The following is a 14,638-nucleotide window of genomic DNA, read 5'->3' on the forward strand; positions in this document are numbered from 1 at the left end:
AGTGAACAGACTTTCACAGGGCGTTCAGCAGCTGGTCACCAGGTGTTGGTCGAATCCGGTACCTGACGATCATCACCATGATCTCCATGTCGTTCATCCCGTACAACTCATCGGCACCAGGTGGCGCTTCCGTCACACGGTGCAGACCGTCGCCCGCCGGGGCCCTCGCCGGGCTGCTCGCCCTCGCCGTCGCGGCCGTCTCCCTCCTTCTCGCCGCGCCCGCGTCGTACGCGAGCGGCCCGCTGGCGTCCTCGCGCGCCCTCGTCGGCGCCGAGCAGGTGCTGTTCCGCTCCGGTGTGGGCGGTTACGGCTGCTATCGCATTCCGGCCCTGGTCAAGACGAAAGCGGGCAGCCTGCTCGCGTTCGCGGAGGGGCGCAAGTCCCCCACCTGCGCCGATCGCGGTGACATCGATCTGGTGATGCGCCGCTCCACCAACGACGGCCGCACCTGGGGCCCGGCACATGTGGTCCTGGAGGGCAGCCCGGCCGACGGTACGGCGCCCTTCACCCGGGGCAATCCGGCGCCCGTGGTGGACCGCGAGACCGGCTCGGTGTTCCTCCTGACCACCTCCAACGAGCAGACGCCGACCGGTCTGCGGCTCCCCTGGGTGCAGCGGAGCGACGACGACGGGGTGAGCTGGGGCGCACCCAAGGCGCTGCCCACGTTCACCGGTGCCAACAACGGCTGGTTCGCCACCGGCCCCTCGCACGGCGTCCAGCTGACCGAGGGCGCGCACGCCGGACGCCTGGTCGTCGGCGCCCACCAGAACCCCGACGCGACGACCCGTTACGCGGGCGTCCTCTACAGCGACGACCACGGCGCCACCTGGCAGGCGAGCTCCACCGCCAACTCGTATGTGGCGGGCGCGGTCAAGCCGGGCGAGGTCTCGGTGACCGAACTGCCGGGCGGCAGCGTGTACTTGGCGGCCCGCAACGAGATCGGCGGCAGCGCCAACCACCGCACCCGCGCGGTGAGCACCGACGGCGGCACCACGGTCCCCGCCTCCACCGTCATCCCCGGTCTGATCACCCCGGAGGTCCAGGGCTCGGCGCTCACCCTGCGCCAGACGTATCAGCGCACGCCCGGCGACACCATGGTCTTCTCGGCGCCGTCGGACCCGTCCGACCGCAAGCTGATGAAGATCCGTTACTCCACCGACCAGGGCACCACGTGGACGGCGGCTTCCAACGGCCTGATCAGCAACGACCGGGCCTCCTACTCCGACCTCGCCGAGCTGGACACGGGTGAGCTCGGCCTGCTCTACGAGGGCGGCCCGAGCAACTCGGCCGACGAGATCCGCTTCAACGTGACCACGCCGGGCGCGCTGGGGATACCGGGCACATTCGCGGGCAAGGGCTCCCCGCAGAAGAGCCCGACAGCGGGCCGCACCAGCCCGGACTCCGGCCCTGACGCCAACGACGCCTACCTCCAGGGCAACGCGGCCCTCGGCAGCGGCCGGTTCGGGCAGGGCCTGGTCCTGGACGGCACGGGCGACTACGCCGATGTGCCCTACGGCAAGACGATCGACCCGGGTGCGGGCGACTTCACGTACTCGATGTGGTTCAAGTACGCGGCGACGACCGCGAGCAAGCAGCAGGCCCTGTTCTGGGCGTACGGGCAGGGCAGCACCAAGCCGCAGGTGTGGCTGCGCTCCCAGCCCGTCGACGACCGGCTGTACGCCTGGGTGCAGGGCGCGGGCGGCGGCGCCTGGCTGACGCTGACCGACACCTCGTCGGCCGTGGCGTTCGGCGACGACCAGTGGCACCACGTGGCGCTGATCCGCTCGGGCGCGCAGATCCGCCTCACCGTCGACGGCACGGTCACCGGGACGGCGACGGGCGTGTCCGGCTCGGTCACGGACGCCCCGCAGAACGGCGTCGAGGGCATCCGGATCGGCGCCAAATCGGACACGGGCGTGAGCGACGCGTTCGGCGGCGCCATCGACGAATTCCGCGTCTACCGCTCGGCGTTGACGGATGCGGCGCTCACTCAGGTGCGTGCCAACGCGACGGAGCTGGACACGGACACCGCCACCCGTTCGATGGGGGCGCGGCTGCCGTTCCAGGTGATCGACACAGCGGTCGTCCCGGACCGGCGCCGCATCACCATCGAGGACGACGTCTCCGGCCACTGCGCCGGCGGCACCCTGCTGGGCGGTGTGCCGACCCTGCCGGCGGGCCGGATCGGGTCGTTGGCGGCGACCGTCGACAGCACCCACCCGGGCACGGAGACCGGGTTCTCGCCGACGCTGGACGTCGGCGCGGGCGACTTCACGTACAGCCTGTGGTTCCGGTACGCGGCGGGCTCCACCACGCCGGACCAGGCGCTGGTGTGGGCGTACGGGACGGGGAGCAGCAGCCCGCAGCTGTGGGTGCGCGCCCAGCCGTCGCAGGACCGGCTCTACGCCTGGGTGCAGACGGACTCGGGAACGGCGGCCGTCGCGCTGCCGGACACGACGTCGACGAGGTCGTTCGGGGACGGCGCCTGGCATCTGATGACGCTGACCCGGTCGGCGGACAAGGTCTCGCTCGGTGTGGACGCCCGTACTCCGGTGACGGTGAGCGGTCTGACCGGCTCGCTCACGCCCGCGCAGGGCAGTGGTCAGCAGGGGGTGCGGGTCGGCTCGAAGCTCGACAACACGAGTGTGTTCGACGGTGACGTGGACGAGTTCCGGGTCTACCACCGGGCGTTGACGACGGCCGAGGTGTCGACGGTGGCGGGTTCCACTGCGGGCTCTTCCGGCTCCTACCCGGCCGATCTTCCGGCACTGTGGTGGTCGTTCGAGAACCAGTACACGGGCGCGAAGGACGTGGTGCGGCCGGTGGCGGGTCCGGCGACGCCGGACTCCACGGTTCACTGCGGCCACGGTTTCGTGCGCGGCGGCGCGGCGAGCGTGCCGGGCAAGTTCGGCAACGCGCTCGCCTTCGACGGCTCGAACGACGCCGTCGACCTGCCGTACGGCGCGGCCACCGCGCTCGGCTCGGCCGACTTCACCATCAGCACCTGGCTCAAGTACTCGGCCACCACCAGCAGTCCGGACCAGGTTCTGGTGTGGGCGTACGGGACGGGCGCATCGGAGCGGCAGATCTGGCTGCGGGCCCAGCCCGCGCAGGACCGGCTGTACGCCGCGTTCGAGACGGACACGGCGACCACGGTGGTGGCGGCGGTGGACGACTCGGGGGCGGCCGGTTTCGGCGACGGGGCCTGGCATCACGTGGCCCTGCAACGGGCGGACGGACAGCTCCTGCTGATCGTCGACGGGCAGACACTGGGCAGCGCGGCGGCCCCGGCGGGTTCGGTGACGACGGGTGACACGTACGCGGTGGACGGCTTCCGCCTGGGCGCCAAGCCGGACGGAACCAATCCGCTGACCGGCTCGCTGGACGAGTTCCGGATCACCCGCAAGGCGCTGTCGGCGGACGAGCTGACGGCGCTGCGCACGCAGAACAGCCTGCCGGGGACGGCGACTTCGACGTGGCTGCCGTTCCAGGTGATCACGGGAGCGGAGTTCGCACGTATGTAGCTATGTAGCCTGGGAGTTACGTATGGGGTGGCCGTCCGTCGCACTTCGCGGCGGGCGGCCACCGGCGCGAGTGGGGGGTGTGGGGATGACCGATCGAGGACTGCGTAATGCTGCCCAGACACGAGTCGAGGAGATCCTGGCTGAGGTGACGGCGTCCGGCGAGGAGACCGGCGTCCAGGTGGCGGCCTATCTCGACGGCGAACTCGTCGTGGACGCGTGGGCGGGCCTGGCCGATGTGAACAGCGGTCGGCCGATGGAGGCGGAGACGCTGGTGCCGTCGTGGTCGACGGGCAAGGGGGTTGCGGCGGCGCTGGTGGCGGTGCTGGTGGACCGGGGAATGGTGGGTTACGACACCCCGATCGCCGCGCACTGGCCGGAGTTCGGGGCACGGGGCAAGTCGGGGATCACCCTGGGCCACGTCCTGTCGCACTCGGCGGGACTGCCGCAGCTGCGCCCCGAGGTGACCCCGGAGGAACTGTTCGACGTCCCGTCGGTCGGAGACTGGCTGGCCGGGCAGGCGCCGCTGTGGGAGCCGGGCACGGCGAGCGGCTACCACGGCTGGACGTACGGCGTACTGCTGGCGGAGACCCTGCGCCGCGCCACGGGCCGTACGTGCGACGAGCTGCTGCGGGACGAGCTGGCGGAGCCGCTGGGGGTGGCGGACTCGCTGCTGTTCTCGGTCCCGGACAATCTGGTCGACCGGGTGGCCACCTGCTACGACGGCGGCTGGTCGGCGTACTTGGACCGTATGCCGCCGGACTCCCCGTTCTTCACGTTCGCCCCGCGCCCGGTGCTTCCGGTGGCGTCGCTGGCCAACCGCGCGGACTTCCGCCGGGCGGCCCTCCCCGCCAACGGGACGATGACGGCCCGGGCGGCGGCCCGGATGTATGCGGCGCTGGTCTGCGGGGAGCTGGACGGAGTACGGCTGGTGTCGGAAGCGACGCTGAAGGAGGCGACGACCCCGAGGACGAGCGGCGAGGACCGCTCCCTGGGCTTCCCGCTCCTGAAGGGCTACGGCTTCATGCTGGGCGGCGCGGGCTCGGTGGTGCGCTCCCCCGACGGCGGCTTCGGCACGAACGGCTCGGGCGGCAGCGCCGCCTCCGCCGACCCGGCCCACCGCTTCTCCTTCGCCGTGACGAAGAATCGGATGAGCGTGAACGGGTTGGACAAGCGGTTGTTCAGGGAAGTGCGGGCCGCGCTCGGTGTCAGCGGCCGCTCGTGAACTCCCGCAGGTCTGCCGTGAGGCGGTCCGCGTGGGTGACGAACAGGCCGTGACCGGCGTTCTCGTACACGTGGAACGTGCTGCCCGGGATCAGGCGGGCCGCCCGCTCCCCCGTCAACGCGATCGGCGCGGACGCGTCGTGGGTGCCGTGGATGACGAGGGCCGGGACGTCGATCTTGGCGAGTTCGGGGGCGAGGTTCAGGGTCACGACGAGGTCGCCGAGGGCGTTGGCGGCGCGGGCCGTGGCGCCTGCGCAGCGGTTCTCCCAGTACTGGACGTGGGCGGGCGAGACGTCGTTGCCGGGGCGGTCCAGGGCGAAGAACGCGGCGGCGCCGTCGGCGAAGAAGCCCGGGCGGTCCTTGCGGAAGACCTCGTTCCCGGCGGCGATGAGGGCGGGGTCGACGCCTTCGGGGTGATCGGCCGAGCGGACCGGGCCGGGGGCCATCCCGGCCACCAGGGCGACCCGCGCCACCCGCCCGCTGCCGTGCAGGGTGAGGTGGCGGACGACCTCGGCGGTGCCGATCGAGTGGCCGACCAGGGTGATGTCGGTGAGGTCGAGGTGGTCGAGGAGCGCGCCGACGTCCCCGGCCAGGGTGTCGAGGTCGAAGCCGTCCCACACGTCGTCGGACCGCCCGTGCCCGCGCCGGTCGAGCCCCACGCACCGGTAGCCGTCGGCGGCCAGTGCGAGCATCTGGAACTCCCACATCTCCGTACCGAAGTACGAGCTGTTGACGAAGACGATGGTCCGGCCCTCGCGCGGCCCGTAGTCGACGTAGTGGAGGCGGGTGCCGTCGGTGCTGGTCTCGAAGTACGGCATGGCGCTGGGTCCTTCCCCATCGGTGACCGCCTCGGCGCGGCGGTGCTGGTGTGATCAATCGTGCGGGGAGCGAGGCCCGTTGGTCGATTACCTGGTGGGTAATGCCCGGCTGTCCGCGCCAGGCTGATCGTTTAGCCTGATCGTGTGAACGACACCGTCGCGGGGACGCAGGGGTACGGCGCTGACGCCGACGCGCTGGCCGAGCAGTACGAGAGCGTGACCTTCGAGGAGGTCCACGGCGGCCTGCTGCACCTCTATCCGGCGACGCCCGTACGGGCCCTGGACCTCGGCGCCGGGACCGGGCGGGACGCGGCCGCGCTGGCCCGCCTCGGCCACACCGTCACGGCGGTCGAGCCGACCCCCGAACTCCGCGTCCACGGCGAACGGTTGCACCCGGCACCCGCTCTGACCTGGCTCGACGACGCGCTCCCGGACGTCCCGGTGCTGACCGAGCGCGGCGAGCGTTTCGATCTCATCCTGCTCACGGCGGTGTGGATGCACCTGGACGCCGCCGAGCGCGCCCGGGGCATGCGGGCCGTCGCCGCGCTGCTCGCCCCCGGCGGCATGCTGGCGATGACCGTACGCAGCGGCCCGGTGCCGTCCGGGCGCCGCATGTTCGACGTGCCGGAGGCCGAGACGGTCTCGCTGGCCGAGGCGGCGGGGTTGCGGGTCGCGCACCGGGGCGGCCGGGCGGATCTGCACGGCCGCCCCGGGGTGCGGTGGTCGGAGCTGGTGTTCACCGCCCCCTAGCAGGAAGCGGCACCGAAACAAGAACCGGAACCCTCGCTCAGCCGGTCGCCACCCCCGCCAGCGCGCTCCTCGCCGCCTCCGCATTCGTCTCCGCCTTCAGATACCCGTGGTCGAGCAGCCACTTCACATTGAGCTTCTGGCCCTCACCCGGGTTGACGAACGCCGGGTCCAGCTTGACCTGTTCGCCGCCGCCGCGCTGTTCGAACCAGGGCGCGATCCGGCCCTCCCAGACGGTGAAGCTCTTGGTCACCTCGTACGCGTGGTACGCACACGGGTAAGCCGCCTCACGCGTGATCAGGCTCTGCGGCGGCAGCGCCCGGCGGCCGTAGCCCGCCCCGGCCGGGGCGAGGAAGGCGCCGTACTCGGAGCCGAAGCGGTCCAGGTCCTCGCCCACCCGCAGCCGTACCGCACGCTTGTCGAGGCTGCCGTCGGGGCGGTTGGCGAAGCCGTCGTTCGGCGGATACTTCCAACTGCCCGCCGTAGTGTCCCAGTAGGTGGCCAGGAACGCCGTCGGGCTGAGGCGGCCGGTGCGGTGGTAGCCCAGGACCAGCGGGCCGACCGGGTCCTGCCAGGGCCTCGGCAGGTACTGCGGGCCGAGGCGTTCGTCGCCCTCGTACGTGCCCGAGCAAGCCGCCGGGGCCACCGGCTGCGACGCGGCACTCGCGCTCGCGGCCGTGCCCTCGCCGGACCCCGTCGCCTGCGCCGGTGCGGCACCGAACAGGACCGTCGCGACCAGCGCGACCCCCGACGTGCCCGCGCCCATGAGAACCCGCAGCCTGCTGAAACGTTTCGCCATGTACGCCTCCTGAGATGTGACAACGCCTCACATCTAGTGGCGCCGCGATCAGTTGGGCATCCCGTACGCGCAAGTAGGCCGAAAGATCACCGGGCGCGGCCGGAAGCGCACTGTTGTGCCCCGAAGTGGTGCGTGGTGCCCGGCGGCACGCGGACGGCAGGCCCTCTCGGGTACTTGACGCGTGACCCCCGAGGCGCTTTCATCCAGCCAGTGCAGGGCCCACGCGGCCCGGCGCTTCGAGAGGTGCACCCAGCCGGTAGCGGATCCCGACCCGATCCCGAGTCCGGCCCGAGTCGCCAGGGCGTGTGTCCCGCGTCCGAGGCGGGGCGCATCCGCGAAGGGATGGACGACCATGCCCGCCGGTCAGGACCGCACCAGCAAGCCCCACCCCGCCCCGGGCCTCCCGCGCCGCCGGGTGCTGCGCACCGGGGCGGGCGTCGTCGCCGGGGCCGCGACCCTCCCCCTGCTCGACGCCTGCGCCTCGACCACCTCCGACGGCGTCGGCTCCGACGGCCGCGTCAACATCGAGATGTGGCACGGCCAGAACGAGATCGGCGCCAAGGCGATCGAAGGGCTCGCCGCCGACTTCAACCGCTCGCAGTCCCGCATCCGGGTGAACGCGAGCGGCGGCGGCGTGGTCGCGGACGCCATGCTCCAGAAGGTCACGGCCGCGCTGGCGGCCGGCTCCTACCCCGACATCGCGTATATCTTCGGCTCGGACCTCGCCAGCATCGCCCGCAGCCCGAAAGTCGTCGATCTGACCGGCGTGATGCACGACGGCTCGCCGCCGTGGAACGACTTCTGGCCCTCCGTCCGGGAAGCCGTCACCCTGCACGGCAAGGTGCGGGCCGCGCCCTCGCTGCTCGACTCGCTCGCCGTCGCCTGCAACACCACGCTCTTCCGCCGCGCCGGAATCCCGCTGCCCAAACCCGGCTGGACCTGGCCCGAGTTCGTGGCCACCGCCAAGAAGCTCACCGACGCCGGGCACGGCGTCTTCGGCACCGGCTGGCCGGGCGCGGGCGACGAGGACACCGTGTGGCGGCTGTGGCCGATGGTGTGGGACCTCGGCGGCGACGTGATCGGCCCCGACGGCAAGAGCATCGGCTTCGCCGACGCCGGTAAACGGGCCCTGGAGACCGTGGCCCAACTGGTCGCCGACAAGAGCGTCTACATCGACCCCAAACCCGGCAGCGAGCAGATGTACCAGGTGTTCACCTCCGGCCGGATGGGCATGGTGATCACCGGGCCGTGGCAGCTGCCCAACATCGTGGAGTCCAAGCTGCCGTACGACGTGGTGCCCATGCCCACCTACAGCGGAAAACCGCTCACCATCTCCGGGCCCGACACCTGGACCGTCTTCGACAACGGCAAGGCGCGCGCCCGGGCGGCCGTGGAGTTCGTGCGCTGGCTGATCACGCCCGCGCAGGACGTGCGGTGGGACGTAGGGGGCGGCAGCCTGCCGCTGAGCAGACAGAGCGAGGCCGAGAGCGCCTGGCAGCGGCACTCCGCCGACACCGTCGGCCTCCCCGTGTTCACCAAGGCCCTGGAAACCGCCCGGGTGCGGCCCATCCACCCCGCCTATCCGCAGATCTCCCAGGCCACCGGCGAGGCCGTGGTGTCCGTGCTGCTCGGCCGCGCCTCCCCCGCCAAGGCGGTGCGCCGGTGCGCCGACAAGGCCGACGCCGCCCTGCTGATTCCCCGATGAGGAGGGTCGTCGTGGACCGAGGATCCCGTACGGGCGCACCCCGCCCGCTCACCCTGGCCCCTGCCGAGCGGGAGCCCGCCGAACGGCGCCGCGCCCGGCGCCGGAGGGCACGCGGCGAGACGGCCACCGCCTGGGCGTTCATCACCCCGTCGGTCCTGGTCATCCTGGGCTTGAGCGTGGTGCCGGTCATCTGGTCGCTGCTGCTGTCGTTCCGCGCCGACGACCTGGTCACCCCCGGCCGCTGGGTCGGCCTCGACAACTACCGGGCCCTGTCGAAGGACCCCGGCTTCCGCAAGGCCGTCGAGAACACCCTGACGTACGCGGGCATCTACGTGCCGCTGAGCCTGGCGGGCGGGCTCGCGCTGGCCCTGGCCCTCAACCGGCGGATCCGGTTCGTCGGCATCTACCGCACCCTCGTGTTCATACCGTTCGTCGTCTCGGCCGCCGCACAGGGCGTGCTGTTCTCCTTCATCTTCGACCCGCAGTTCGGCGCCGCCAACTCGATTCTGCACAAGCTCGGCGTCTCGCCGCAGGGCTTCCTGACCGACCCGGGCCAGTCGCTGTACGTCCTGCTGGCGATCTCCCTGTGGAGCGGCATCGGCTTCTGCGTCGTCGTCTTCCTCGCCGCGCTCCAGGACGTACCCACCGAACTCGTCGAGTCGGCACGCCTGGACGGGGCGAACCGGGCACAGGTCCTGCGGTACGTGACGCTGCCGACGCTCGCCCCGGTCACCGCGTTCCTGGTGCTGTGGCAGCTGATCACCGCGCTCCAGGTGTTCGACCTGGTGTACGTGACGACCAAGGGCGGGCCGCTGGAGTCGACCACGGTCATCGTGTACTTCGTCTGGCAGCAGGCGTTCCGCACGTTCACCGCGGGCTACGGCGCCGCCGCCGCGTACGTACTCGCCGTCGCCCTGCTCCTCGCGGGCACGGCCGTGACGCTCTACCGCCGCCACCGGGAGCGCACCACCGGCACCACACCCGGACTGCGGCGCGCGGAAGGAGTGGCCCGATGACCGCCTCCACCATGGTCACCGAGGGCGCCGCACCCGCGGCCGCCCCGGCGGCGCGCACGGCCAAGCGGCGCCGACTGCCGTTCAGCGCCTGGCACTTGCTGCTCGCGCCGCTCTCGCTCTGCTTCGCGCTGCCGCTGGTGTGGCTGGTGCTCAGCTCGTTCATGACGAACGCCGAGATCAACCGGTTCCCGCCGGCGCTGTGGCCCAAGGGGATCGACTTCGGTGGGTACCGCTATGTGCTGGGCAACGCGATGTTCCCGCGCTGGTTCGCCAACTCGTGCATCGTCTCGGTCGTCGCCGTGGGCTCCAACCTGGTGCTCGGGGCGCTCGGCGGCTACGCGTTCGCCCGGATGCGGTTCCGGGGTTCGCGGGCGCTGCTCGCGCTGATGCTGGCGACGATGGTGATCCCGTTCCAGCTGACGATGATCCCCACGTTCCTGGTGATGAAGTGGCTGGGGCTGATCGACACGCTGGGCGCGCTGATCGTGCCGTCCCTGGTCACCCCGTTCGCGGTGTTCCTCTTCCGGCAGTTCTTCCTCGGGCTGCCCAGGGAGATGGAGGAGGCCGCCTGGATCGACGGGTGCTCACGGCTGCGGGTGCTCTTCTCGATCGTGGCGCCGCTGGCCCGGCCCGCGCTCGCCACGGTCGCGGTGCTGACCTTCCTCGCCACCTGGAACGACCTGTCCTGGCCGCTGATCGCCATCAACCACGACACCCAGTACACCCTCCAGCTGGGGCTGACCACCTTCCAGGGGCAGCACCACACCCAGTGGGCGGCGGTGATGGCGGGCAACGTCATCACGGTGCTGCCGGTGCTGCTCGCCTTCCTGTTCGCCCAGCGGACCTTCATCCAGTCGTTGACGTCGAGCGGGCTGAAGGGCTGAGGCGACCCGCGCCTTCACGGGACGCACCCGAGCACCCGCCCCCGGACCAGAGAGCCCTTCGCCATGCCTTCACCACCTGCGCCTCCGTCCTCCTCCCGCCCCTTCGACCTGCTCGTCGTGGGCGACGCCAACCCGGACGTGGTCCTCGGCCCGGTGCCGCGCGACCTCGCGTACGGCCAGCGCGAGCAGCTGGTCGAGCGGGCCGACCTCGTCCTCGGCGGCTCCGCCGCGATCATGGCGTGCGGCGCGGCCCGGCTCGGGCTGCGCGTGGCGTTCGCAGGCCGCGTCGGCGACGACCCGGCGGGCGCCTTCGTCCGTACGGCCCTGGCCGCGCGCGGAGTCGACACCTCGGCCCTGGCCACCGACCCCGAACGGGCCACCCCGCTCACCGCCGTCCTCACCCGGGGCGCCGACCGGGCGATCCTCACCGCGCCGGGATGCCTGACCGCGACCGGACCCGGGGACGTCCCCGAGGAACTGCTCGCCGGGACCCGGCACGTCCACGCGGCCTCCTTCTTCCTGATGCCGCGGCTGGCCGGGGCGCTCGCCGAGGTGTTCGCGCGGGCGCGCGAGCTGGGCGCGACGACCTCGCTCGACACCAACGACGACCCGTCCGGCCGCTGGGACCCGGAACTACTCGACCCGGTCCTGAAGGTGACGGACCAGGTGCTGCCCAACGCGGCCGAGGCGCGCGCCATGACCGGGGTCGCCAAGGGCGTGGCCGAGGCGGCGGCCGCACTGGCCCGGCGCGGCCCGCTCGTCGTGGTCAAGAACGGTGCCGACGGGGCGCTCGCGCACGACGGGACGCGGGTCACCACGGCTCCCGCCCTGCCCGTCGAGCCGCTCGACACCGTCGGTGCCGGGGACAGCTTCGACGCCGGATTCGTCGCCGCCGTACTGCGCGGGCTCGGCCTCGCGGACGCCCTGGCCGTCGCCGCGGCCTGCGGCTCGCTGTCCACCCGCGGCCGCGGCGGCACCGCGGCCCAGCCCACCTGGGACGAGGCGCTGGCCCATGTCCCCGGGACCGGAGTTCCCGCATGACCGAGACGACTGGAGTCACCGAGATGGCCGAACCGGCCGAAGTGAAGATCGCCTTCATGGGCGCGGGCAGTGTGGTGTTCACCCAGGGGCTGCTGGCCGACCTGTTCGCCTTCCCCGAGTTCACCCGGCTGCGGATCGCGCTGCACGACATCGACCCCGAGCGGCTGGCGACCAGCGAGGCGGCGGCCCGGCACATCGCGGGGGCGCTGAAGGTCGCCCCCGTCATCACCGCGCACCCCGACCGGCGCGGCGCGCTCGACGGCGCGCACTTCGTCATCAACACCGTCCAGGTCGGCATGAACGCGGCGACCCGCACCGACTTCGCCGTCCCCGCGCGCTACGGACTGCGCCAGACCATCGGCGACACGCTCGGCGTCGGCGGCATCTTCCGTGCCCTGCGCACCTTCCCCGTACTGCGCGGGATCGCCGAGGACATGGCCGAACTCTGCCCGGACGCCTGGCTGTTGAACTACACCAACCCGATGGCGATGAACCTCCTCTATCTGCACCGGATCGCCCCCCGGCTGAAGGCGGTGGGCCTGTGCCACTCGGTGTACTGGACGATGCACGACCTGTCCGAGCTGGTCGGCGTGGACTTCTCCGAGGTGTCGTACCTGGCCGCCGGGATGAACCACCAGGCGTGGGTGCTGCGCTTCGAGCGCGACGGCCGGGATCTGCACCCGCTCCTGGATGCCGCCATCGAGAAGGACCGCGAACTGCTGCGCCGGGTCCGCGTGGACATGTACCGCAGGCTCGGCCACTACCCCACCGAGACCAGTGAGCACTCCTCCGAGTACGTGCCGTGGTACCTGCACCACGACAGCGAGGTGGAGCGGCTGCGGCTGCCGATCGGCGCGTACCTCGACATCATCGAGGACAACACGGTCAGCTACGAGCGCACCCGCAACGCCCTGGCGGCGGGCCGGCCGCTGCCGGTCGAGGGCACCATGGAGTACGCCCCGCAGATCGTCCACAGCATCGTGACGGGCACGGTCCGCACGATCTACGGCAACGTCCCCAACACCGGCCTGATCAGCAATCTGCCGACCGATGCCGTGGTCGAGGTCCCTTGCCTGGTCGACGCGTCGGGCGTGCAGCCGACCCACGTCGGCGCGCTCCCGCCGCAGTGCGCGGCGCTGAACCGTACGTACGCCAGCGTCACCGATCTGGTGGTCCGGGCCGCCACCGAGGGCGAGCCCCGGCATGTGCGGCACGCCGCGATGACCGACGCGGCGACCGCCGCCACGCTGCCGGTGGAGCGGATCTGGGACCTGTGCGACGACCTCGTACAGGCCCACGGGGAGCTGCTCCAGCCCGAGTTGAGAGTGCTGCTCGGGCACTGAGGGCGGCGCCTGAGAGCCTGTCTTTGAACCCCCGCCGCTGCGCAGGCGGGGGTTCAAAGACAGGCTCTCAGTACGCCACGGTGAACCTCGTGCGGTGGTGGCGGGGCTGCTCGGCCTCGTCGAGGAGCGCCACCGCGAGGTCCTCCATCGAGATCGCGGACTCGCCCCGGTCGTCCACCAGGAGCTCGTCGGCGCCGAGCCGGTAGCTGCCGGTGCGCTCGCCCGGCTCCAGGAGGGCGGCCGGGCTGAGGTAGGCCCAGTCGACCTCGGTCTCGGCGCGCCAGACGGCGAGTTGCTCGGTGCACGCCTGCGCGATGGGCTGCCAGTCGGCGGGGAAGTCCGGGTCGTCGACGACGGTGGCGCCCCCGCCCCCGGGCAGCGTCAGGGTGGCGGCGCCGCCGACGACCAGCACCCGCACGCCGGTTCCGGTGAGCCCGGCCAGGAGTGCCTTGGTCACCGTGACGAGGTCGCCCTCGCTGCCCGGCGCGGGCCTGGTGGCGCTGATGACCAGGTCCTGTCCGGCGCTCAGCTCGGCTATGTCCTCGACGTTCCGCGCGTCGCCGGTACGGGCGACGGCGGCCGGGTGGAGTTCGGGGAAGCGGGCCCGGTCACGCACGACGGCGGTGACCTCGTGCCCCCGGGCGACGGCCTCGGCCACGACGCGGCTGCCGACGTTTCCCGCGGCTCCGAAGACGGTGATGCGCATGAGTGTCCGCTCCTTCTGGTCCGTCCGGTCGCGCCGGAAGGTTTCCCTTAGTCTCTTAGCACTAAGAGACTAAGGGGAAAGTATCTCATCGCTAAGAGATTGGCTAGTCTGAGTCCGTGACCGACCATGTGGACCTCCTGCTCGCGCAGTGGGGCGAGCGCCGCCCCGACCTCGATGTGTCGCCGATGGCGGTGATCGGGCGGCTGAAGCGCCTCTCCCGGCTGATCGAGACCGAACTGCGCCGCACCTTCGCCGAGCACGGCCTCGACCCCGCCTCCTTCGACGTGCTCGCGACCCTGCGCCGCAGCCCGCCGCCCCATCTGCTGACCCCCGCCGAGCTGATGCGCTCCGCGATGGTCACCTCGGGCGCCGTCTCGCAGCGCCTCGACCGGCTGGAGGCGCGCGGCCTGGTGACCCGCTCCCCGAGCGCGACCGACGGCCGGGTCGTCGAGGTCGCCCTCACCGCCGAGGGCCGGGCACTCATCGACCGGGCGCTGCCCGACCACCTCGCCACGGAGGAACGGCTGCTCGCCGCCCTCGGCACGGACCGGCGGGACGCGCTCGCGGGGACCCTGCGCGAACTCCTCGAATCCCTCGGGGACGGCGTCGACTGACCCGGCGGTCGCGGACCCCGGGCGGGGCGGCGCCGGGCGACGGATGGAGTACAGCCGACGGGCGTGGGCACGCGCTGGAGGAGACAGTGGAGACGGCGTCGGGCCGCACGGGCCAGGTTCCGGGCGCGGAGCCGACGCCCCGCCCACCGGCCCGGAGCAGGGCCGGAGCACCCCAGGAGGTCCCGATGACCCAGCCCCCGTACCCGGATCCCAACCCGCC

The 14,638-nt window shown here is 72.2% G+C and carries 12 protein-coding genes; 9 read left to right on the forward strand and 3 right to left on the reverse strand.

Annotated features, from left to right (window positions below; translation table 11 throughout):
- Positions 1 to 77 precede the first annotated feature (77 nt).
- Both OG965_RS07060 and OG965_RS07065 read left to right on the forward strand, forming a co-directional pair.
- The gene (locus tag OG965_RS07060) at positions 78 to 3,524 is read left to right on the forward strand and encodes a LamG-like jellyroll fold domain-containing protein (RefSeq protein ID WP_371650260.1); all 3,447 of its coding nucleotides are present in this window, start codon (positions 78 to 80) and stop codon (positions 3,522 to 3,524) included.
- An 85-nt stretch (positions 3,525 to 3,609) separates the two neighbouring features.
- The gene (locus OG965_RS07065) at positions 3,610 to 4,746 is read left to right on the forward strand and encodes a serine hydrolase domain-containing protein (RefSeq protein ID WP_371650262.1); all 1,137 of its coding nucleotides are present in this window, start codon (positions 3,610 to 3,612) and stop codon (positions 4,744 to 4,746) included.
- Here the strand turns inward: OG965_RS07065 and OG965_RS07070 are convergent.
- Positions 4,730 to 5,563, reverse strand: a complete 834-nt coding sequence (locus OG965_RS07070) for an alpha/beta fold hydrolase (RefSeq protein ID WP_371650264.1) — start codon at positions 5,561 to 5,563, stop codon at positions 4,730 to 4,732. The genes OG965_RS07065 and OG965_RS07070 overlap by 17 nt on opposite strands.
- Positions 5,564 to 5,707: 144 nt before the next feature.
- Between OG965_RS07070 and OG965_RS07075 the strand changes: the two genes are divergently transcribed.
- The gene (locus OG965_RS07075) at positions 5,708 to 6,313 is read left to right on the forward strand and encodes a class I SAM-dependent methyltransferase (RefSeq protein WP_371650266.1); all 606 of its coding nucleotides are present in this window, start codon (positions 5,708 to 5,710) and stop codon (positions 6,311 to 6,313) included.
- A gap of 37 nt (positions 6,314 to 6,350) precedes the next feature.
- Here OG965_RS07075 and OG965_RS07080 read toward each other — a convergent pair whose 3' ends face one another.
- Positions 6,351 to 7,109: a TNT domain-containing protein gene (locus tag OG965_RS07080; protein WP_371650267.1), complete on the reverse strand. Its 759-nt coding sequence runs from the start codon at positions 7,107 to 7,109 to the stop codon at positions 6,351 to 6,353.
- Between the two features lie 352 nt (positions 7,110 to 7,461).
- Here OG965_RS07080 and OG965_RS07085 point away from each other — a divergent pair, with 352 nt between their 5' ends.
- The 5 genes from OG965_RS07085 (at position 7,462) to OG965_RS07105 (ending at position 13,098) form a co-directional block, all read left to right on the forward strand.
- Positions 7,462 to 8,814 carry an ABC transporter substrate-binding protein gene (locus tag OG965_RS07085; protein ID WP_371650269.1) on the forward strand — a complete coding sequence of 451 codons (1,353 nt, stop codon included), beginning with the start codon at positions 7,462 to 7,464 and terminating at the stop codon, positions 8,812 to 8,814.
- Entirely contained in the window at positions 8,811 to 9,830 is a 1,020-nt protein-coding gene (locus OG965_RS07090; protein ID WP_371650272.1) for a carbohydrate ABC transporter permease, read from the forward strand. The genes OG965_RS07085 and OG965_RS07090 overlap by 4 nt, the downstream gene beginning before the upstream one ends.
- Positions 9,827 to 10,714 carry a carbohydrate ABC transporter permease gene (locus OG965_RS07095; protein WP_371650274.1) on the forward strand — a complete coding sequence of 296 codons (888 nt, stop codon included), beginning with the start codon at positions 9,827 to 9,829 and terminating at the stop codon, positions 10,712 to 10,714. The genes OG965_RS07090 and OG965_RS07095 overlap by 4 nt, the downstream gene beginning before the upstream one ends.
- Before the next feature lie 63 nt (positions 10,715 to 10,777).
- Complete coding sequence (locus tag OG965_RS07100) at positions 10,778 to 11,755, forward strand: carbohydrate kinase family protein (protein WP_371650276.1); 978 nt, start codon at positions 10,778 to 10,780, stop codon at positions 11,753 to 11,755.
- Entirely contained in the window at positions 11,752 to 13,098 is a 1,347-nt protein-coding gene (locus OG965_RS07105) for an alpha-glucosidase/alpha-galactosidase (RefSeq protein ID WP_371650278.1), read from the forward strand. The genes OG965_RS07100 and OG965_RS07105 overlap by 4 nt, the downstream gene beginning before the upstream one ends.
- A 67-nt stretch (positions 13,099 to 13,165) precedes the next feature.
- On the opposite strand, the gene OG965_RS07110 is transcribed toward OG965_RS07105, so the two are convergent.
- On the reverse strand, positions 13,166 to 13,804 hold the full coding sequence (locus OG965_RS07110; RefSeq protein ID WP_371650280.1) for an NAD(P)-dependent oxidoreductase: 639 nt from the start codon (positions 13,802 to 13,804) through the stop codon (positions 13,166 to 13,168).
- A 116-nt stretch (positions 13,805 to 13,920) separates the two neighbouring features.
- On the opposite strand from OG965_RS07110, the gene OG965_RS07115 reads away from it, so the two are divergent.
- A complete protein-coding gene (locus OG965_RS07115) occupies positions 13,921 to 14,418 on the forward strand; it encodes a MarR family winged helix-turn-helix transcriptional regulator (RefSeq protein WP_371650282.1) in 498 nt (165 codons plus the stop codon).
- Positions 14,419 to 14,638: the final 220 nt, after the last annotated feature.

This window comes from Streptomyces sp. NBC_00224, assembly GCF_041435195.1.
In the GTDB taxonomy this organism is placed as follows: Bacteria; Actinomycetota; Actinomycetes; order Streptomycetales; family Streptomycetaceae; genus Streptomyces.

Coding starts and splice junctions, on each gene's coding strand:
- OG965_RS07060 (WP_371650260.1), top strand. CDS start 78: ATGATCTCCATGTCGTTCATCCCGTACAACTCATCGGCACCAGGTGGC.
- OG965_RS07065 (WP_371650262.1), top strand. CDS start 3,610: ATGACCGATCGAGGACTGCGTAATGCTGCCCAGACACGAGTCGAGGAG.
- OG965_RS07070 (WP_371650264.1), bottom strand. CDS start 5,563: ATGCCGTACTTCGAGACCAGCACCGACGGCACCCGCCTCCACTACGTC.
- OG965_RS07080 (WP_371650267.1), bottom strand. CDS start 7,109: ATGGCGAAACGTTTCAGCAGGCTGCGGGTTCTCATGGGCGCGGGCACG.
- OG965_RS07085 (WP_371650269.1), top strand. CDS start 7,462: ATGCCCGCCGGTCAGGACCGCACCAGCAAGCCCCACCCCGCCCCGGGC.
- OG965_RS07090 (WP_371650272.1), top strand. CDS start 8,811: ATGAGGAGGGTCGTCGTGGACCGAGGATCCCGTACGGGCGCACCCCGC.
- OG965_RS07095 (WP_371650274.1), top strand. CDS start 9,827: ATGACCGCCTCCACCATGGTCACCGAGGGCGCCGCACCCGCGGCCGCC.
- OG965_RS07100 (WP_371650276.1), top strand. CDS start 10,778: ATGCCTTCACCACCTGCGCCTCCGTCCTCCTCCCGCCCCTTCGACCTG.
- OG965_RS07105 (WP_371650278.1), top strand. CDS start 11,752: ATGACCGAGACGACTGGAGTCACCGAGATGGCCGAACCGGCCGAAGTG.
- OG965_RS07110 (WP_371650280.1), bottom strand. CDS start 13,804: ATGCGCATCACCGTCTTCGGAGCCGCGGGAAACGTCGGCAGCCGCGTC.